Origin of the sequence: Sphingobium sp. HDIP04, from assembly GCF_000445085.1 — a bacterium.
GTDB classification, from domain to species: Bacteria; Pseudomonadota; Alphaproteobacteria; order Sphingomonadales; family Sphingomonadaceae; genus Sphingobium; species Sphingobium indicum.
In genome coordinates this window covers 1-18061 of the sequence record NZ_ATDO01000069.1, presented here as the reverse complement: position 1 = coordinate 18061, position 18061 = coordinate 1, and the positions used below count along the sequence as shown (strand labels likewise).

Sequence of the window (18061 nt, the reverse complement as noted above, 5' to 3'; positions counted from 1 at the left end):
GAATGGGCCGTTCCGACCGCGTGCTGGCCGATGCGGAGGCCGTCCTCCGCCGCCACAGCGAGCGCGGGCAGAGCCTGTCGGCGCGCGCCCGGCAGCGGCGCAACGCGGCGCTGATGCGGAAGGTCAAACATGCCTTCTGGGCGGTGGTTGCGGTCCTGGTCGCCAGCGCGGTGGCGGGTTTCGTGACCCCGCTGGGCACGACCGGGGTGATGATCGCGCTCGGGGTCATGCTGGCGGCCGTGCTGCTGGTCGCCATGCTGCCCGGCGAGAAAAGGGTGCGGACGGAGGCGCTGGCGGACACCGCGCTCACCGCCCTGCCCCTGCAAACCGAAATCTGGCTGGAAAACCAGCGCAAGGCGCTGCCCGCGCCCGCCGTCACGCTGGTCGACAGCATCGGCGTCAAGCTGGAAGCTCTGGCGCCGCAACTCGAACGGCTGGGCGAGCAGGACCCGGCGGCGCAGGAAATCCGCAAATTGCTGGCCGATCACCTGCCCGAACTCGTCACCGGCTACCGATCCATTCCCGAGCCGCTTCGGCGGGAGGAGCGCAATGGGCGCGTTCCCGAACGGCAGTTGATCGACGGGCTGGGCGTGATCGACGCCGAAATCGCGCGGATGAGCGAAAATCTGGCGAGCGGCGACCTCGACAAGCTGGCGGTGCAGAACCGCTTTCTGGAACTCAAATATCAGGAAGCGAAGGAACTTGGGCAGGATTGACGCCTTCCTACGCCGATGATCCATCTGACGCTGATCATCGTCGATTTCCTGACAGGCCTGCTGGCGGCCGGCGCCTGGGCGCTGGCAAGCGCCGGAGGGGCTATCGCGGCGCTGGTCGGCGGCGGATTGCTGGGCATGTCCTTCTTTCGGAGGTGGCGGCGGAAGGGCTGACGGAACCGGAAGTTCAGGCGCCTTCTATCCACGCGTCCATCGCCTCCTGGGTCAGGGGCTGGCTGAACTGGATGCCGAAACGCTTGCCGTTTGCCCAGATGACGCGGGCGCTGGCCTGCACGCCCAGCGCTTCGACGACGAGATAGGCGCCCTGCCCCGGCGGCGTTTCGCAATAGGCCAGCGCGCCCCAGCAGGACAGGTCCAGAAAATGGGCCCTGGCCGCCATGCCGCCGAAACGCAGCGCCACCGGCCCGAACATCTTGCGGCGCGGTTCGAGCCGCCTTTCCCCGGCGCCAGTCAGATCAGTCATATCCCGGCCTCTCCCCCCGGTATGAGAATCATGTTGGTCGCCCCTTAATCATATTACGGGCGAAGGAAAGCATTTCAGGGCGGCAAGGGTTCAGGACCGCAGGGCGCAAGGCACGATGGAGGCGGGTTCGGGGCGGGCGGCGATGCGCTTGAACCGGGCGAAATAGCCGCCGGCCGTCGGCTTGGGGATCAGTTCCTCCAGCCGGAAGCCCATGGCCGCCAGTTCGCAGGCCAGCAGGCGCGGCGGCGTGCCATGCTGGTCGGTCGGGCGGTCGGCGTCGACCACGATCAACTCGCCATCCGGCTTGAGCGCGGGACTCACATGCCAGAGAAAGGCGTATAGCTCCGCGATTTCATGGTACATGTGGACCATGAGGATGCGGTCGAAGCTGTTTTCCGGCAGCTTCGGATCCTCCGGCGCGCCGAGGCGGACGCTGACATTGCGCCAGTCCTCCCGGGTGATGCGGCGGGACAGCGCCTCGATCACTTCGGGCATGATGTCCTCCGCCAGCACGCGGCCATTGCTCCCCACCCTTTTCGCGAGGCGGACGGTATAATAGCCCTCGCCCGCGCCGATGTCCGCCACGGTCATGCCGGGGCGGATGCCGGCGCGGTCCATGATGTCCTCGGCCTCGTTCACCCGGTCGCGGGCTTCCTCGCTGGACCAGCGGGTGGAGACGATGGGCGCCACCGGGCGGTCGGCGCGGGGGAAGGCGCGGGCGCCTGCCGGGCGGTCGCCATTGCTGTCCGGCGACAACGGGCCGCAGCCCGCCAGCAGGAGCAAGCATGCTGGCAGTGTTCCGGCCGCCAGCATCGGACCCTTCATCAGTCGACATCCTCCACATCGACCTTCTCGCCCGTCACCTTCTGCGACAAGGCGGCGGCCATGAAGGGGTCGAGCGCGCCGTCCAGCACGTCGTCGGGCGAGGTGGAGGTGACGCCGGTGCGCAGATCCTTCACCAACTGATAGGGCTGAAGGACATAGGAGCGGATCTGGTGGCCCCAGCCGATCTCCGTCTTGGCCTGATATTCGCCCGAGGCGGCTTCCTCCCGGCGGCGCAGTTCCGCTTCGTAGAGGCGCGCCTTCAGCATGTTCATCGCGGTGGCGCGGTTCTTGTGCTGCGATCGGTCGTTCTGGGACGCGACGATGATGCCCGACGGAACGTGGGTGATGCGGACGGCGGAGTCCGTCGTGTTGACGTGCTGGCCGCCTGCGCCCGAAGCGCGGTAGGTGTCGATCTTGAGGTCGCTTTCATTGACCTCTATCTCGATATTGTCGTCGATCACCGGATAGACCCAGACCGACGAGAAGCTGGTGTGGCGGCGCGCCGAACTGTCATAGGGGCTGATGCGGACCAGGCGGTGAACGCCGCTTTCGGTCTTGGCATAGCCATAGGCGTTCTCGCCCTTGAACAGGAAGGTGGCGGACTTGATGCCCGCCTGGTCGCCCGCCTGATAGTCGACCAGCTCCACCTTGTAGCCGCGCCGTTCCGCCCAGCGGCGGTACATGCGGCTGAGCATTTCCGCCCAGTCCTGGCTTTCCGTGCCGCCCGCGCCCGCATGGATTTCCAGATAGGTGTCGCTGGCGTCGGCCTCGCCCGCCAGCAGCGCCTTGATCTTGTCCTCATCGGCGCGGTCGGCCAGCGCCTTCAGCGAGGCGATGGCTTCGTTCACCATGTCCTCGTCGCCTTCGGCTTCGGCCATTTCGATGAGTTCGGCGGTGTCGGTCTTCTCGCTGTCGATGGCGCGGGTCGCGCCGATGGCTGCGTCCAGCCGGGTGCGTTCGCGCATCACCTCCTGCGCTTGGCGTTGATTGTCCCAGAGCGTCGGGTCTTCGACGCGGGCGTTCAGCTCGTCGAGGCGGCGAAGGGCGCGGTCCCAGTCGAGGAAGCGCCGCAGCAGGTCCAGCGCGGCGTCGATGCGGTCGATATATTGCTGCGCTTCGGCGCGCATGGGTGGTCTCCAGAATGTCGGGGCGCCTGGCCTTCAGACGGGCAAACGCATCAAGTGCCTGCCCCTATCCGAGGGCGGCGGATTTGGGAAGATTCAATCCTTGCGCGGCCCGTGGAGAAGGATTGGCTGGAATTGGCCATGAGCGGACATCATTTACCGTCACCCCGGACTTGATCCGGGGTCCCGCTTTCTTGTCTGAGCGTCCGCCTCGTCCAAGGCAGCGGGACCCCGGATCAAGTCCGGGGTGACGAATAGGGGGAGGGTGACGAATAGGGGAACGTCCGCTTTCCACCCAAATCACACCCGGCCAGCCCTGAACTCGACCGCGCCGCCTAACTGCACCGTTTCCGCGTCACCGCCCGGCCGTCGTCGATCACCGTCAATTCCCGCCCGCTGGCCGAGGGACGCAATTCCAGCTTCCGGTTCCAGCTCTGCCCTTCGCCGGTGAAGGCCGCGTCGATGCGAATGCGGCCGTCCGGGCCATGGGACACGCCGGTCGCCTTCCCCTCGCTCTCCAGGAAGACCACGCTGGTGGGCGTGATCGTCAGTTCCAGTTCGGTCGCGCGGTCGGCGCAGCTTTCGTCCAGGCCCGCCCATCGCCCCTGCACGCTGGCGGGGATGGTCGACCCGACCGGCGCTGGGGAGGATGGCATTTCCGGCGCGGGCTCCGCGGTCTGCATGCCGTTCGCGCCCTCCGGCACCTGCTGGACCTCGTTCATCGCCTCATCGACGATATTGGTGGCGATGCCGGGTTGTTCGCCCGGCTTGTCGCCGCACGCCGCAAGGGCGAGCAACGGCAGGAGGATCATCGCGCGCATGGAAAGGAAACCGGCCTTGCGCCAATGGGTTCCGGCCTGCCCGCGTTCCTGCTTCATCCCTGCCGCACTCCTTCTCGACCAAGGGGGTTATGCCATGGCGCGCCGGAAATGGGCGGACTTTTCTTGTCCCGCTATCCGGCCGGTCCAATGGCGGACTTGCGCGCGGCGAACGTTGCAGTCATCACCATGGCCGAAGGGATGGACTATCGCATGTCCCCCGCCCCACCGCCTGAAAGAAGAGGAAGCCGATGATGAGAAGCCTGAACATCGCTCTCGCCCTTGCCGCTGCCGCCGTCGGCTCGCAGGGCGCCATGGCGGCGCTGGCCATCGGGGCCAAGGCGCCCGACTTCACCACCCGCGGCGCGCTGGCGGGCAAGACCTTCACCCTGACCCTGTCGCACCAGTTGAAGCGCGGGCCGGTGGTGCTTTATTTCTTCCCCAAGGCGTTCACGCCGGGCTGCTCCGCCGAAGCGCGGGAATTCGCGGAGCATATCGAGGATTTCAGGAAGGCCGGCGCGACTGTGATCGGCATGTCGGCGGATCCGGTGGACGATCTGGTCGCCTTCTCCACCAAGGAATGCGCGGGCAAGTTCGCCGTGGCGTCGGCTGGTCCCAACATCGTGTCGGGCTATGACGTGGCGCTGAAGATGCGGCCGGGCATGACCGACCGCACCTCCTATGTCATCGCGCCCAGCGGCCGCATCGCCTTCGTCCATAGCGAGATGAACTATGCCGGCCATGTGAAGAGCACGCTGGCCGCCGTGGAGGCGATGAAGCAGAAATAAGGCATCGGTTCAGGCCGGCCCCGGCCGAACGATCCTTATCCCTTCACATATTTGCCGAACCAGCCGAGCGTCGCGTCCCACGCGGCCTTGGCGGCGGCTTCGTTGTAGCTGGGGCGATAGTCGGCCATGAAGCCGTGGTCGGCGCCGGGATAGACGGTGATCGCATCCGGCGGCGACTTTCCCGCGATCTTCAGCGCGGCCTGCATCTTCTCGACATCGGACAGCGGGATGCCCTTGTCCAACGCGCCATATTGGCCGAGCACCGGCGCCTTGAGCGCGCTCACCTGCTCGATGACGCTGAGCGGCTGCAATTCGGTCTTGTCGCTGATCAGCCGGCCGTAGAAGGCGACGCCCGCGTCCAGTTCCGCGCTGTGGGCGGCGTAGAGCCACACCACTCGCCCGCCCCAGCAAAAGCCGGTGATGCCGCGCCGCCTGCCGTCGCCGCCATGGCTGCCGGCCCAGGCATAGGTGGCGTCGATGTCCTTCAACACCTGCTCGTCGGACGCCTTGGACACGATGGTGCCGACCAGTTGCTTGAAATCGGCGACCTTGGTCGCGTCGCCATGGCGGGCGAACAGGTCGGGCGCGATGGCATGATAGCCCGCCTTGGCGAAGCGGCGGCACAGGTCGCGTATCCATTCATGCACGCCGAATATCTCATGCACGACGACGATGATCGGCGCGGCCTTGGCGGCGGCGGGCCGGGCGACGAAGGCGGGCATGGCGAAGCCGTCGCTCGCTTCGATCGACACCGCTTCCTCCTTCAGCCCCTCGCCGGAGGTCTGGACCGCGCTGCTGGACACGGGGCGGCACGCGGCGGCGAAACCGGCGGCGAACGCCCCGCCCACCAGCAGCTTGCGCCGGTCGAGGCCGGTCGAACCGATCCAGTTGCTGTCTTCGGGCAAACGTTCGGGCTGATCCTGTTGGTCGGTCATGCGCGTCTCTCCTCAAGCCATGGCGGAAGAACCTAGAGCCTTTTCACAATGAGCGAAAACGCTCTTGTCCTTTGATGTCGCATTTTCCGAGCCGTTGACCGTGAACGGTCAACTCGAAAATGCCCTAACCGCGCACGAAGGTTGGAACTGGTTTTGCGCATAAAGGGCGCGCGACAGAAACGCGGCCTGCGCGACGTGCATCCGATGCAAAGCAGCGTGCCCCAGCCGCGCCCACGCCCGGCGCAAGCCATTTTCAGCTCAGGAAATCCCCGCTCTCTATCCGCTCCAGCCCGGCGACGTCGCGATTGTAGATGTATGTCCACGCCTCCACCGGCCCATTTTCGCCGCGGACGGTCAGCCGTTCGCGGCGATATTCATGCGGCCGGGCGAAATGGGCGGCGCATTCCTCATAGTCGTCGAGCGCGGCGAGAACCGCCCCCGGATCGGCCAGCGCGAACAGGTCGCCCGCCACGTCGCCGGCTTCGCCTGGCACGAAGCCCGGATAGGCAGCCACGCGATAGAGCCCGCCTTGCGCCACAGCCGGGCCGACATGGCGCGCCGCATCGCGCAACCAGCGCGCCATCGGATCGTCGCAGCCGGGCCGGAGCGTGCCATAGACGAAGAGGAGCGGCTCGTTCAGACAAACACGCTGCAAATATTCCCGACTTGCAGGAAATTTACCCAATTAACGGAAATTTTCCCACCAATAAATGGCGGCCAGTTCGCAAAATCCCCTGAAATTCCGGTTGAAATCGAAATTGGCACGGCTCCTGCAATCTTCCCGGCATCACGGCCGGACGGTCCGGCCAGGCACATATCAGGGAGTATATCATGTTCGCCAAGCTGCAAAACGCCGCCTTCGCCCTTACCGGCGCCCTGCTGGTTTCCGCGATCTTCATCGGCGCCGCCGTTCCGGTCGCGCCGATCGCCTGATCCCGTCGCATCTTCAGGAAGGCCAGATTCATGAACAACAGCTTCACCCTCGACCGCCGCAATGGAAAGATCATGGGCGTGTGCGCCGGGCTTTCCAACCGCATTGGCCTGGATGTCACGCTGATCCGGATTGCGCTCGTACTGCTGACGCTGTGCGCCCTGGGTCCGGTCGGCGTCGTCGCCTATCTGCTGGCGGGCTGGCTGGCGGAAGGTTGATCCAGTCCCGCGATAATGAAAGAGCCGCCCGTGGCAATATCCAGGGCGGCTCTTTCTATGTCCATGACGGACTTTTTGGATCGGGCCATGTTGCGCTCAGGCAAACAGCACCGAATAGAAGGTCAGCATCTGCGCGCCGACCGCAACCATAAGGGCAACGCCCTGAACCGTGTGTCGCATATCATTCGTCCTGCAATCATTGTTCTTTATCGCCACCAAGGGCGAGCGGGCCTATGCGCCCGACATGCCATTGTAACAATCGCAAAGGACGGTTCCGCAGTTGCAGCAAATGCAACAGTCGATGTTACCGCAAAGCCACAATCATGGCCTGCGCCGCGGCGGGCGCCCGGACCTTCGCGCCGCTGATGAAAAAAGCGTAGACGTCGCCCCTGGCCGCCCGCTCGCGCGCCTTGTCCGCCCAGCCCTGGATCTCCTCCGCCGAGTAGCCGGTCGGCTCCTCCTCTCGCGTGCGCATCAGCCGGGCGTAGGAAAAGCCGACATCATGACCGTGGAGCGCGGGATATTCCGGATGGTCGGCATGCACAACGGCCGCTCCGGCCTTTTGGGCGAGGTCGAAAAAGGCCGGATCATCGAAGCTGTCATGCCGCACCTCCAGCGCATGGCGGAGCGGCACGCCGTCGACGCTGGCCGGCAGCAGTTGCAGGAAAGCCCCGAAATCCTCCGCATCGAATGTCTTGGTCGGCATGAACTGCCACAGGATCGGTCCCAGCCGGTCGCCCAGTTCGATCAACCCCTGGTTGACGAATTTGGCGATGGACTCGCCAGCTTCCGCCAGCACGCGCCGATTGGTGCAGAAGCGCGAGGCCTTGACGGCGAACTGGAAGCCCTCCGGAACGGCCTTCGCCCAGCCCGCGAAGGTCGTCGGCTTTTGCGTGCTGTAATAGGTGGCGTTGATCTCCGTCGCGGTCAGATGCTGTCCCACATAGGCCAGCTCGTCCTTCTGCCGCAGTCCTTCGGGATAGAAGGTGCCGCGCCACGGTTCGAAGACCCAACCGCCGATGCCGACCCTGATCTTTCCGCTCATCCTGGACTCTCCTTTGCCGCCATCCTGATCGGCAAAGACGATCAGAGCCAGAGGGAAAAGCTGCCGGCGCCTGTTTCGGCCGACCCTTAATCAGGCGGCGACAGGAACCAAGAGCCATGTCAGCAAATCTGATCGAACCGCCGTCGCCTTCTTCCTCCACGAACAGGCACCGCCCGTCCACCCCGCCACGCCGAGTGCGAATGGATGCGCCATCAGGCCGCCTTCGCCAGAGGAGAAGGGCAAATTCCGGATTTGCCTGACCAAGCGACAGGGGCGGGGAGCGGACAGGCCCATTTCCTTGAAGCACAGCGTGCTCCTGCGGAGGCAGGAGCCCAGTTCGGAAGGTCCGATACCCCCCAGAGAGCCGGACTGCGTCCTGCCTTCGCAGGAACACGGCGCGCCTGATAGCCGCAATTGGCCAGTTGCGGACATCAGTTTCCCGTCACCCCGGACTTGATCCGGGGTCCCGCTTTCTTTCTGAGTACCCGCCTGAAAAGGCAGCGGGACCCCGGGTCAAGCCCGGGGTGACGAAGTAGGGAATGGCGGGAAGCCACCCCCAACCGCAGGTCAGTAGATCCCACCCTGGTCTTGCAGGAAGTCGCTGTCGGTGCGTTGGCGGCGCTGGACGGTCGCTTCGATGCGGGCGGCGGCCTTGTCCTGCGCGGCGACCTCTTCCTTGCGGATCGAGCGGCGGGGTTCGGATTCGGGCTTGAACGCTTCCCAGATCACGGCGGGCTTGGGTTCGTCGGTCGGCCAGACGCCGTAGACGCGCTTGCCCGAACGGCGGTCGATGGTGACCATGCGGATGCCCGCGGGCGCGATGAAGGGCGTTTTGGGCATGGTTTCCAGCACCGGCGCCATCGCCGCCTTCCAGATCGGCGCGGCGACGCGGCCGCCCTGCGCCCAGCCGCCCAGGCTGCGCGGCTGGTCGTAGCCGATATAGACGCCCGCGACGATGTCGGGCGATCCGCCGACGAACCAGACATTGGTCGGGCCGTTCGTGGTGCCGGTCTTTCCGAACAGAGGGCGCTTGAGGTCCGCCAGCACCGTCGCGGTGCCGCGCTGGATCACGCCTTCGGCGATGTGGACGACCTGATAGGCGGTCATCGGGTTCATCACCTGCCGCCCCTCGAAGCCGAAGCGGGGCATGGGCTTGCCGTCCCAATTGGCCATGTTGCAGCCGTCGCAGGCGCGCCAGCGCAGTGGCCAGATCACCTTGCCGCGCCGGTCCTGCACATAATCCATCAGCTTGGGCGTCAATTGCCGCCCCTGATTGGCGAGCATGGCATAGGCATTCACCATCCGCTCCACCGTGGTTTCGCCCGCGCCCAAGGCGAAGGAGAGATAGGGCTGGTAATCGCCGATGCCCATCGCCTTGATCGTGCGCACGACGCGGTCCATGCCGGTCTGGCTGGCGGCGCGCACGGTCATCAGGTTGCGGGACTGTTCGACGCCCCAGCGCATCGTCTGCGGCCCGGCGCTGCCGCCGGTGAAGTTGCGAAAGCATTTCTGGCCCAGGCCCGCGCCCTGATAGACGCACAGCGGCCCGTCGACGATGATCGAGGCCGGGGTCATGCCATTGTCCAGCGCGGCGGCATAGACGAAGGGCTTGATGGTCGAGCCGGGCTGGCGCATCGCCTGGGTGGCGCGGTTGTAGGAGGACAGGCGGTTGTCGAAGCCGCCCTGCATGGCGCGGACGCGGCCCGAATGGGTTTCCTCCACCACCATGCCGCCGGACACTTCGGGCACGTTGCGCAGCGCCCAGCTCGATCCGTTGCGCGCCACCACGATCAGGTCGCCGGGCTTCATCGCGGCGAAGGCCGGGCCGCCGGTCCTGCGATAGGGCAGTTGCGCGGCGTCGGCGGGCAGGGTGCCGGTCGATCCGTCGGAAAAGCCGATCTGCGCCGCCGAGGAATCCCGGCTGACGATCACCGCGACGCGCCATCCGGCATAGTCGACGTCGATATAGCTTGCCGCCAGTTCGCGATGCCAGCCGCGATCCATGTCGATCCTGGCGACAGGGCCGGACCACCCCTTGCCCGCGTCGAAGCGCAGCAGCCCGTTGCGCAGCGCCGTCGTCGTCAGATCCTGCATCTTCGGATCATAGGGGCTGCGCACCCAGAGGCCGCCGGCATAGACGCTGTTCGGGCCATCCTCCGCCTTTTCCCCGAAAAGCTGGATCAGGCGGCGGCGCACCTCCTCCATATAATAGCCGCCGGCGCGGGCGTCGAAGCTGGAGCCGTGCGCGGCCACGGTGCCGAGCGGCTGGGCCTGCCCCTCATTGCGCTGCGCCTCCGTGATCCAGCCATTTTTGTACATTTCCCCCAGCGCCCAGTTGCGGCGTTCCAGGGCGCGTTCATGGCCGGTGGGGCTTTCCGGGCGGTAATTGGCCGGACCCTTGGGCAGGATCGCCAGATAGGCCATTTCATGCAGCTTGAGGTCGGCCACGTCCTTGTCGAAATAGGCGCGCGCCGCCGCCTGCACGCCATAGGCGTTGCGGCCCAGGAATATCTGGTTGAGGTAGAGTTCGAGGATCTGCTGCTTGGTCAGCACCCCTTCCATGCGATAGGCGAGGATCATCTCCTTCACCTTGCGGGTCGGGGAATATTCGTCGCCGATCAGCAGGTTCTTGGCCACCTGCTGCGTGATGGTGGAGCCGCCGCGGGCGCGCTGGCCCGACCCGATCTTGGTCGCATAGTCGAACACCGCGCCGATGAAGCCGGGAATGTCGACGCCATGATGTTCGAAGAAGGTCTTGTCCTCCGCCGACAGATAGGCGCGGATGAGGAGCGGCGGATAGTCGCTGTACTGGAGCTGCACGCGCCGTTCGCGGGCGTAGCTGTGGACCGGCTGGCCGTTGGTGTCGCGCACGATGGTCGGCAGCGGCGGCTCATAGTTGAGCAGCGTCGCAGCATCAGGCAGGCCGCGCGCGAAGATCAGCCAGAACAGCGCATAGGCCAGGATGAGGCCGCCCAGGCCCGTCGCGATCCAGCGGAACCAGCGCTTGTCCCAATGAGGCCGGAAGCGTTCGCGAAAGCCGATCGCGCCCTGGCGCAGGCGCTGAACGAAGGACGATGCGGCGTTTTCGGGGCGTGCCTCTTCCATGATGGTCGAGGCTGTAAGGTCAAAATGCGGGAAGCGCCAGCGTGAATGGCAGGGCATGGGCAGAAGCCCTGCGCTGCCCTTCGATCAAAACGGCGTGTGTTCCTGCGCAGGCATTCGAACGAGACGAGTGGCTCGTGAGAACCCGGTTCAAGCGTCTGGACGGGACTCCTGCCTGCGCAGGAGTACCGATATATTTAGCCGCCCGCCCCTTTGTCCCCTGCCGCCAGCCTGCGGGCGAAATGCACCTCGATGGCGCGGGCGACGCCCCTGGCGATATTTTCCCGCCCCTCCCTGGAAGCCAGGAAAGCCGCGTCGGCGGCGTTGGAGAGATAGCCGGCCTCGAACAGCACGGACGGCGTGTCGGGCGCCTTCAGCACCATCAGCGAGGCGAAGCGATGCGCCGTGCCGCGGAACGGGACATAGGGCGCCGCCTCGCGCTGGAGCAGCCGGGCGAAGGCCACCGAAACGTTCATCGTTTCCCTTTGCGTCAGGTCGATGAGGATCGAGGAGACATCGCTCGACTGGCCGCCCAGATTGACGCCGTTCAGCACGTCCGCCCCGTTTTCGCGCGCCGCAAGCCGCGCAGCCTCCCGGTCGGAGGCGGTTTCGGACAGGGTATAGACCGTCGCGCCGCGCGCCTTGTCATTGTCGGCCGAATCGGCGTGGATGGAAATGAACAGGTCCGCATTGAGCTGGCGGGCGATGCCGTGGCGTTCCTGAAGCACCAGAAAGCGATCGTCATTGCGGGTCAGCGCCACGCGAACGCGGCCCGACCGCAGCAGTTGGTCGCGGATCGCCCATGCGATGGCGAGCGTCACGTCCTTCTCTCGCTCTCCATTGTCGCGGTTGACCGCGCCCGGATCATGGCCGCCATGGCCGGCGTCGATCACGACCAGCGGGCGCGACGCGTCGCGAGGCCCCTCCACCGGCGGCAGGGAGACGCCGCGCGCCACGGGGGGGATGGGAACGGTGATGCCGTGCAGGCGCTTCGCCGGACGGGCCGCCATGTGCGCGGGCGCGTCGAAGCGGATGCTCGCCCGATCGCCATGAAGGGGGGCGGCGAAAAGGGGCGCGGCCGAAAGGATCATGCTTGCGAGCGCAAGACTTTGAAGCATGGGGCCGCTTGTGCACCGGGCGGCCCGTCGCCGTCCAGCGCAATTTCGCGGCGTCCGGCCTGAAGCCGAATGGCGGGTCAGGCATTGCCCAACGACAGGCTTAACGACATGTTTACCATAAGGGCGGTAAATCGCCCGGGGTTTGTCCCGGCCGGAATGGCGCAACGTGAAACAATATTTCCAAGGGCCGTTGCTCCTTGCCATTTTGACTGCTACCCATTCACATTCCTTGAAGACGCGTCTTTTTTTCAGGCGGCCGTTCTTTCGGGGATATTCACGATGGCACCGGCGGGCAGCAACGCCCGGAACCGATGCCCGAACAGGTTGACGCTGCATGAGGCATGATTTCCAATCCACGCTGAACCCGATCCCGGGCGATGCGGCGTGGTTGGCGGTGTCCGGCACATGGTCCGGCCCTGCCCCGGCAGCAGACGCGCAATTTTCCTGTCCAAACCGGGCGATGCAGCAATTCGCGCCGCCCCCTTGCTATCGCGCGGCAGCCCGGCCCAGTGCCGTCGGCCGCCAGCGCCGGAGAACAATGAATGACAATGCGTATGCTGATCGATGCGCGCCACCGGGAAGAAACCCGGGTCGCGGTCGTCAAAGGTAACCGGATCGAGGAGTTCGACTTCGAATCGGCCGAGCACAAGCAGCTCAAGGGCAATATCTACCTGGCCAAGGTCACTCGCGTGGAGCCGTCGTTGCAGGCGGCCTTCGTCGATTATGGCGGCAACCGCCACGGCTTCCTGGCCTTCAGCGAAATCCACCCCGATTATTATCAGATCCCCCGCGAGGACCGCGAAGCGCTGCTGCGCGAGGAACGCGCCCATGCGGAGGAAGAGGCCGCGCTGCGCGCCGACTATGACGATGACGAGGATGTCGGCGCCGCCGACGGGGGGCTGGAAGTCGTCGAGGCGACCCATCATCATGATGATGAGGATCATGGCGAAGAGGCGGCCGAAAACGGCAATGGTGACAGCGGCAGGGGCCGCGGCCGTCGCGGCAAGGGCGACGACGCCGCCGACGAACTGCGCCGCAAGCGCATGGCGCTGCGCCGCCGCTACAAGATCCAGGACGTCATCAAGCGCCGCCAGGTGCTGCTGGTGCAGGTCGTCAAGGAGGAGCGCGGCAACAAGGGCGCGGCGCTGACCACCTATTTGTCGCTGGCGGGCCGTTATTGCGTGCTGATGCCCAACACCAGCCATGGCGGCGGGATTTCGCGCAAGATTTCGAACGCCGCCGACCGCAAGCGGTTGAAGTCGATCATCGCGGAGATGAACCTGCCCTCCACCATGGGCTGCATCGTCCGCACCGCGGGCCTCCAGCGCACCAAGCCGGAGATCAAGCGCGACTTCGACTATCTGGCGCGCCTGTGGGACGAGATCCGCGAAAAGACGCTGAAATCCGACGCCCCCGCGCTGATCCACAATGACAGCGACCTCATCAAGCGGGCGATCCGCGACATCTACAACAAGGATATCGAGGAAGTCATCGTCGAGGGCGAATATGGCTATAAGGCGGCCAAGGACTTCATGAAGCTGCTGATGCCCAGCCATGCGCGCCGGGTGAAGCAATATGCCGACGCCGTGTCGCTGTTCCAGCGCGCCAGCGTCGAGGATCAGCTTGCGGCGATGTACAATCCCGTCGTGCAGTTGAAGTCGGGCGGCTATCTGGTGATCAACCCGACCGAGGCGCTGGTGTCGATCGACATCAACTCCGGCCGGTCGACCCGCGAGCATGGGATCGAGCAGACCGCCGTCGCCACCAATCTGGAGGCGGCGCGGGAGATTGCGCGGCAGTTGCGCCTGCGCGACATGGCCGGGCTGGTCGTCATCGACTTCATCGACATGGAGATGAACTCCAACATCCGCAAGGTCGAGAAGGCGATGAAGGAGGCGTTGAAGGACGACCGCGCCCGCATCCAGGTCGGCCGGATTTCGGGCTTCGGCCTGATGGAGATGAGCCGCCAGCGGCTGCGCACCGGCGTGCTGGAGGCGTCCACCCGCCAGTGCCCGCATTGCGAGGGCACCGGGCTGGTCCGCACCGCTTCGTCGGCGGGCCTTTCCGCGCTGCGCATGCTGGAAGAGGAGGCGGCGCGCGGGCGCGGCAACCTGATCACGCTGCGGGCGAGCCAGGAGGCGGCCTTCTACGTGCTCAACAACAAGCGCCGCGAACTGGACGAGATCGAGCAGCGCTATGGCGTGCGCATCGCGATCCTGCCCGATGGCGAGGTCGAGGGCGCGCGCATGTCGGTCGAGGCCAGCGGGCCGCGTCCGGAGCGGGTGGTCGACTATACGCCGATGGTCGAGGACGATGACGATCTCGACGTCGTGGAGGAACTGGACGAGGAAGAGATCGAGGAGGTCGAAGCCGCGCAGGAGGAACGCGCCGAGCGTGGCGAGGATCGCGGCGATGATCGGGAAGGAGGCGGCCGTCGCCGCCGCCGCCGCCGCCGCCGTCGGGGCGGCCAGCGCGACGAGCATCGCGCCGAGGGCGAAGCCCAGGGCGAAGCTGGCGAGGATGCCGACGTGGCCGAGGAGGACGCCGAGGGCGAAGGCGAAGCCGCGACTGTGGAAGCCGCCGCCGAGGGTGAAGGCGAAGGCCGTCGCCGTGGTCGTCGTGGCCGCCGGGGCGGACGCCGCCGCCGCGAGGCTGGCGAGGAAGCGGTGAGCGAAGGCTCGGTCGCGAGCGAGGAAGCGGTCGAGGCCGTCGAGGCCGAGGCGGTCGCCGAGCCGGTCGCGGAAGCCGCGCCCGAAGCACCCGCCGAGGAGGAAGCACCCAAGACCCGCCGGCGTCCCCGCGCACGCAAGGCGAAGGAAAGCGCAGCCCCTGCCGCCGAGGCAGTGGAAGCCGTGGTCGAAGCGCCTGTCGAAGCCGCACCGGAAGCGCCGGTGGCCGAAGAGGCGCCTGCTAAGCCCAAGCGCACCCGCCGCAAGAAGGCCGAACCGATAGCGGAAGAAGCCGCGCCCGTCGAAGCCGTGCCGGAAGCACCGGTGGCTGAGGAGGCCCCCGCCAAGCCCAAGCGCTCCCGTCGCAAGAAGGCTGAGCCGGTCGCTACGGAAGCCGTCGCCGTAGAGGCTGCGCCCGAAGCGCCAGTCGAAGCCGTCGCGCCTGCCGAAACCGCCGAAGCGGTCACGGTGAACGGCGATGCCGAGGGCGGCGGTGAAAATGATGACGGCACCCCGCGCCGTGGCTGGTGGCAACGCACCTTCGGCCAGTAACGCGCACGCGATAATATAAGACGCCGCCGTCTTGCCGGTTCGACCGGCCAGACGGCGGCGTTTTTATTTTCGGGTGGGAATGATGTCGCGGCGTTGCAATGATTTTGGACGCCGGGTTTCAACCGGCGCTGGACCTTCGCATTCGTCATCCCGGACTTGATCCGGGATCCCGCTCTTCTCTCCCCTGCGCCTGGTCTCAGGCAGCGAGACCCCGGATCAAGTCCGGGGTGACGAAGATGGGCAGGACTGCAGAGGACCGATGGTGGACGTTCACAAGTCGGGTTATGAACTCTGGCTAGTTCCATATGGCATGGAAACGGAAAGGCCGCTTTCCCCCCAAAGCCGCTATTGGACCTGCCGCTTAATAGGCTACATAACGCCTTTCAGTTGCCGTTCATCCGCTGGACGGCATGGACAGTCAGCGATGGAGCCTCTTCCCCTGCCCCGCACCGCCCCTGCATGCCCAATCGCGATCGCATGACCTCGCGCTGGCTTCGTTTCGCGGCCGTCGCGGCGGCATCGCTGGCCCTGCTGGCACGCCCGGCGGCGGCGCAGCAGATATTGCGGGACGCGGAGACGGAGGCGTTCATGGCCGACATGTCCGCGCCGCTGGTGCAGGCCGCGGGCATGGAGCCGCGCAACGTCCAGGTGCTGGTCATCAACGACCCCAATATCAACGCCTTCGTCGCGGGCGGCCAATATGTCTGGGTGCATAGCGGGCTGATCGCGGCCGCCGACAATGTGAACCAGGTGCAGGGGGTGGTCGCGCATGAACTCGGCCATATAGAGGGCGGCCATGTCATCCGTTACGGCGAGGGGATGAAGGAGGCGACCGGCATCACCCTGCTCAGCCTGGTGCTGGGCGCGGCGGCCATCGCGGCGGGCGGCGCGGAAGCGGGCATGGGCATCCTCGGCATGGGGCAGCAGGCGGCGATGGGCAAGTTCCTGGCCTTTTCGCGGGCGCAGGAAAGCTCCGCCGACCTTGCCGGGGCGCGTTATCTCAGCAAGGCGGGGGTTTCGGGCAAGGGCAGACTGGAATTCTTCAAGAAGCTGCAGAACCAGGAATATCGCCTCGCCATTCCGCAGGACGACAGCTATGGCCGCACCCACCCGCTGTCGGGCGAGCGCATCAATGTGCTGCGGGAAGTCTATACGGTCGATCCCGCCTGGGACAAGCCGATGGACCCGAAGCTGGAGGCGCGGTTCGAAAGGATCAAGGCGAAGCTGGTGGGCTTCGTGTCGGAACCCAGCCAGACCCTGCTCAAATATCCCGAAAGCGACCAGTCGCTCCCGGCCCATTATGCCCGCGCCTATGCCTGGCACAAGAGCGCCTATCCGGACAAGGCGCTGGCGGAGGTCGACGCGTTGCTGGCCGCCGCGCCGCACGATCCCTATTTTCTGGAGCTGAAGGGGCAGGTGCTGCTGGAAAGCGGCAAGCCCGCCGACGCCATCCCGCCGCTGCGCGAGGCGGTGCAACTGACCAACCAGCCGCTGATCGCCACGCTGCTGGGCCATGCGCTGATCGCGACGGAGAATGACGCGAATTTCGCGGAGGCGGAGAAGGTGCTGCGCAACGCCATTGCGCGGGACCGGGAAAACCCCTTCGCCTGGTATCAACTGGGCGTGGTCTATGAACATCGCGGCGACCTGCCCCGCGCCGCGCTGGCGACGGCGGAGCGCTATTCGATGATGGGCGAGGACCAGATGGCGCTGCGCAGCGCCGACGCCGCGATGCAGGGGTTGAAGCCGGGCACGGTTGACTATCTGCGCGCGCAGGATATCGCCATGGTTTCCCGCGCAGCCGTCGAGCAGAAGCGAAAGAAGAGATGACAGACCAATCGCGTCCCGGCTTTCGCGCTGCGCTTTCCAACAGGACCATGATGATGACCCTTGGCGTCTTCGCCTTCATCGCCGCCACCGCGACGGGCGCTGCGCTCGGCACCCAGAGCACGGGCCGCGTCGACGCCAGCGACAAGGCCGCGATCGAGCGGATCGTGCACGACTATATATTGGAGCATCCGGAGATCATTCCGCAGGCGGTCGAGAAATTGCAGGCCAAGCGGATGTCCGGCACCATCGACGCCAGCCGCCAGACCATCGAAACGCCCTATGCCGGGGCGTGGGAAGGAGCGGCCAAGGGCGATGTGACGGTGGTCGAATTTTTCGACTATGCCTGCGGCTATTGCCGGGCCTCGCTGCCCGATCTCGCCCGGCTGGTGGGCGAGGACAAGGGCGTGAAGGTGGTCTATCGCGAACTGCCGATCCTGTCCGACGAGAGCATCGATGCGGCAAAGGTGTCGCTGCTGGCGGCGGAGAAAAACCAATATATGCCTTTCCACCGGGCGCTCTATGCGGCGGGGAAGGTGACGCGGGAGACCATCCTGGCGGCGGCGGCGAAGGTCGGGATCGACGCGAAAGCGGCGGAGGCGGCGATCGCCGGGGGCAAATATGATGCGGAGATCCAGTCCAATATCGGGCTGGCGCAGAAGCTGCAGGCGAGCGGCACGCCGACCTTCGTGATCGGGGGACAGGTGCTGAACGGGGCTGTGGGCTATGATGCGCTGAAAGCAGCGGTGAGCGCGGCGCGGGGGAAATAAGCGGCGGCTTTCGGGGAACGGACCTGTCCTATTCCTCCCCATCGGTAGATGGGGAGGGGGACCGGCCGAAGGCTGGTGGAGGGGAAGATACGCAGGTCACGCCATTTCCCCTCCACCATGCTTCGCATGGTCCCCCTCCCCA

The 18061-nt window shown here is 65.9% G+C and carries 16 protein-coding genes; 7 read left to right on the top strand and 9 right to left on the bottom strand.

The features are described 5' to 3' along the window. Window positions 1–2: 2 nt before the first annotated feature. Together L286_RS31580 and L286_RS48910 are read left to right on the top strand one after the other, a co-directional pair. Window positions 3–716 carry a hypothetical protein gene (locus L286_RS31580; protein WP_007687628.1) on the top strand — a complete coding sequence of 238 codons (714 nt, stop codon included), beginning with the start codon at window positions 3–5 and terminating at the stop codon, window positions 714–716. Between the two features lie 15 nt (window positions 717–731). Then, window positions 732–887 carry a hypothetical protein gene (locus tag L286_RS48910; protein WP_007687627.1) on the top strand — a complete coding sequence of 52 codons (156 nt, stop codon included), beginning with the start codon at window positions 732–734 and terminating at the stop codon, window positions 885–887. A 13-nt stretch (window positions 888–900) separates the two neighbouring features. On the opposite strand, the gene L286_RS31575 is transcribed toward L286_RS48910, so the two are convergent. The 4 genes from L286_RS31575 to L286_RS31560 all read right to left on the bottom strand — a co-directional run bounded on the left by L286_RS31575 (window position 901) and on the right by L286_RS31560 (window position 4024). Continuing rightward, window positions 901–1197, bottom strand: a complete 297-nt coding sequence (locus L286_RS31575; RefSeq protein ID WP_013039287.1) for a PilZ domain-containing protein — start codon at window positions 1195–1197, stop codon at window positions 901–903. Window positions 1198–1287: 90 nt separating this feature from the next. Further along, a complete protein-coding gene (locus L286_RS31570; RefSeq protein WP_020818623.1) occupies window positions 1288–2022 on the bottom strand; it encodes a class I SAM-dependent methyltransferase in 735 nt (244 codons plus the stop codon). After that, complete coding sequence (prfB, locus tag L286_RS31565; protein WP_013039286.1) at window positions 2022–3149, bottom strand: peptide chain release factor 2; 1128 nt, start codon at window positions 3147–3149, stop codon at window positions 2022–2024. The genes L286_RS31570 and prfB overlap by 1 nt, the downstream gene beginning before the upstream one ends. A 332-nt stretch (window positions 3150–3481) precedes the next feature. Then, entirely contained in the window at window positions 3482–4024 is a 543-nt protein-coding gene (locus L286_RS31560) for a hypothetical protein (RefSeq protein WP_020818624.1), read from the bottom strand. Between the two features lie 191 nt (window positions 4025–4215). Between L286_RS31560 and L286_RS31555 the strand changes: the two genes are divergently transcribed. Beyond that, complete coding sequence (locus L286_RS31555) at window positions 4216–4752, top strand: peroxiredoxin (protein ID WP_020818625.1); 537 nt, start codon at window positions 4216–4218, stop codon at window positions 4750–4752. Between the two features lie 35 nt (window positions 4753–4787). Here the strand turns inward: L286_RS31555 and L286_RS31550 are convergent, their stop codons facing one another. Beyond that, window positions 4788–5687 carry a dienelactone hydrolase family protein gene (locus tag L286_RS31550; protein ID WP_007687615.1) on the bottom strand — a complete coding sequence of 300 codons (900 nt, stop codon included), beginning with the start codon at window positions 5685–5687 and terminating at the stop codon, window positions 4788–4790. Window positions 5688–5940: 253 nt separating this feature from the next. Then, window positions 5941–6342: a gamma-glutamylcyclotransferase family protein gene (locus L286_RS31545; RefSeq protein ID WP_007687613.1), complete on the bottom strand. Its 402-nt coding sequence runs from the start codon at window positions 6340–6342 to the stop codon at window positions 5941–5943. Window positions 6343–6650: 308 nt separating this feature from the next. Between L286_RS31545 and L286_RS31540 the strand changes: the two genes are divergently transcribed. Further along, on the top strand, window positions 6651–6836 hold the full coding sequence (locus L286_RS31540) for a PspC domain-containing protein (protein ID WP_007687609.1): 186 nt from the start codon (window positions 6651–6653) through the stop codon (window positions 6834–6836). Window positions 6837–7140: 304 nt separating this feature from the next. On the opposite strand, the gene L286_RS31535 is transcribed toward L286_RS31540, so the two are convergent. The 3 genes from L286_RS31535 to L286_RS0124440 all read right to left on the bottom strand — a co-directional run bounded on the left by L286_RS31535 (window position 7141) and on the right by L286_RS0124440 (window position 12182). Further along, entirely contained in the window at window positions 7141–7881 is a 741-nt protein-coding gene (locus L286_RS31535; protein ID WP_020818627.1) for a DUF72 domain-containing protein, read from the bottom strand. 567 nt (window positions 7882–8448) lie between these two features. Beyond that, window positions 8449–10986 (bottom strand): penicillin-binding protein 1A, encoded by a 2538-nt coding sequence (locus tag L286_RS31530; protein WP_021223259.1) that lies wholly within the window; start codon window positions 10984–10986, stop codon window positions 8449–8451. Window positions 10987–11180: 194 nt separating this feature from the next. Next, window positions 11181–12182, bottom strand: a complete 1002-nt coding sequence (locus L286_RS0124440) for an N-acetylmuramoyl-L-alanine amidase family protein (RefSeq protein WP_380775773.1) — start codon at window positions 12180–12182, stop codon at window positions 11181–11183. Window positions 12183–12643: 461 nt separating this feature from the next. Here L286_RS0124440 and L286_RS31525 point away from each other — a divergent pair, with 461 nt between their 5' ends. The 3 genes from L286_RS31525 (at window position 12644) to L286_RS31515 (ending at window position 17919) form a co-directional block, all read left to right on the top strand. Next, window positions 12644–15322, top strand: coding sequence for an Rne/Rng family ribonuclease (locus tag L286_RS31525; RefSeq protein ID WP_037493099.1), 2679 nt, complete (start codon window positions 12644–12646; stop codon window positions 15320–15322). A gap of 477 nt (window positions 15323–15799) precedes the next feature. Next, complete coding sequence (locus L286_RS31520; RefSeq protein WP_193746233.1) at window positions 15800–17152, top strand: M48 family metalloprotease; 1353 nt, start codon at window positions 15800–15802, stop codon at window positions 17150–17152. Continuing rightward, a complete protein-coding gene (locus L286_RS31515; protein ID WP_020818632.1) occupies window positions 17149–17919 on the top strand; it encodes a DsbA family protein in 771 nt (256 codons plus the stop codon). The genes L286_RS31520 and L286_RS31515 overlap by 4 nt, the downstream gene beginning before the upstream one ends. Window positions 17920–18061 lie beyond the last annotated feature (142 nt).

Coding starts and splice junctions, on each gene's coding strand:
- L286_RS31550 (WP_007687615.1), bottom strand. CDS start 5,687: ATGACCGACCAACAGGATCAGCCCGAACGTTTGCCCGAAGACAGCAAC.
- prfB (WP_013039286.1), bottom strand. CDS start 3,149: ATGCGCGCCGAAGCGCAGCAATATATCGACCGCATCGACGCCGCGCTG.
- L286_RS31515 (WP_020818632.1), top strand. CDS start 17,149: ATGACAGACCAATCGCGTCCCGGCTTTCGCGCTGCGCTTTCCAACAGG.
- L286_RS31575 (WP_013039287.1), bottom strand. CDS start 1,197: ATGACTGATCTGACTGGCGCCGGGGAAAGGCGGCTCGAACCGCGCCGC.
- L286_RS31555 (WP_020818625.1), top strand. CDS start 4,216: ATGATGAGAAGCCTGAACATCGCTCTCGCCCTTGCCGCTGCCGCCGTC.
- L286_RS31535 (WP_020818627.1), bottom strand. CDS start 7,881: ATGAGCGGAAAGATCAGGGTCGGCATCGGCGGTTGGGTCTTCGAACCG.
- L286_RS31525 (WP_037493099.1), top strand. CDS start 12,644: ATGACAATGCGTATGCTGATCGATGCGCGCCACCGGGAAGAAACCCGG.
- L286_RS31530 (WP_021223259.1), bottom strand. CDS start 10,986: ATGGAAGAGGCACGCCCCGAAAACGCCGCATCGTCCTTCGTTCAGCGC.
- L286_RS31560 (WP_020818624.1), bottom strand. CDS start 4,024: ATGAAGCAGGAACGCGGGCAGGCCGGAACCCATTGGCGCAAGGCCGGT.
- L286_RS31580 (WP_007687628.1), top strand. CDS start 3: ATGGGCCGTTCCGACCGCGTGCTGGCCGATGCGGAGGCCGTCCTCCGC.
- L286_RS31540 (WP_007687609.1), top strand. CDS start 6,651: ATGAACAACAGCTTCACCCTCGACCGCCGCAATGGAAAGATCATGGGC.
- L286_RS31520 (WP_193746233.1), top strand. CDS start 15,800: ATGACCTCGCGCTGGCTTCGTTTCGCGGCCGTCGCGGCGGCATCGCTG.
- L286_RS48910 (WP_007687627.1), top strand. CDS start 732: ATGATCCATCTGACGCTGATCATCGTCGATTTCCTGACAGGCCTGCTG.
- L286_RS31570 (WP_020818623.1), bottom strand. CDS start 2,022: ATGAAGGGTCCGATGCTGGCGGCCGGAACACTGCCAGCATGCTTGCTC.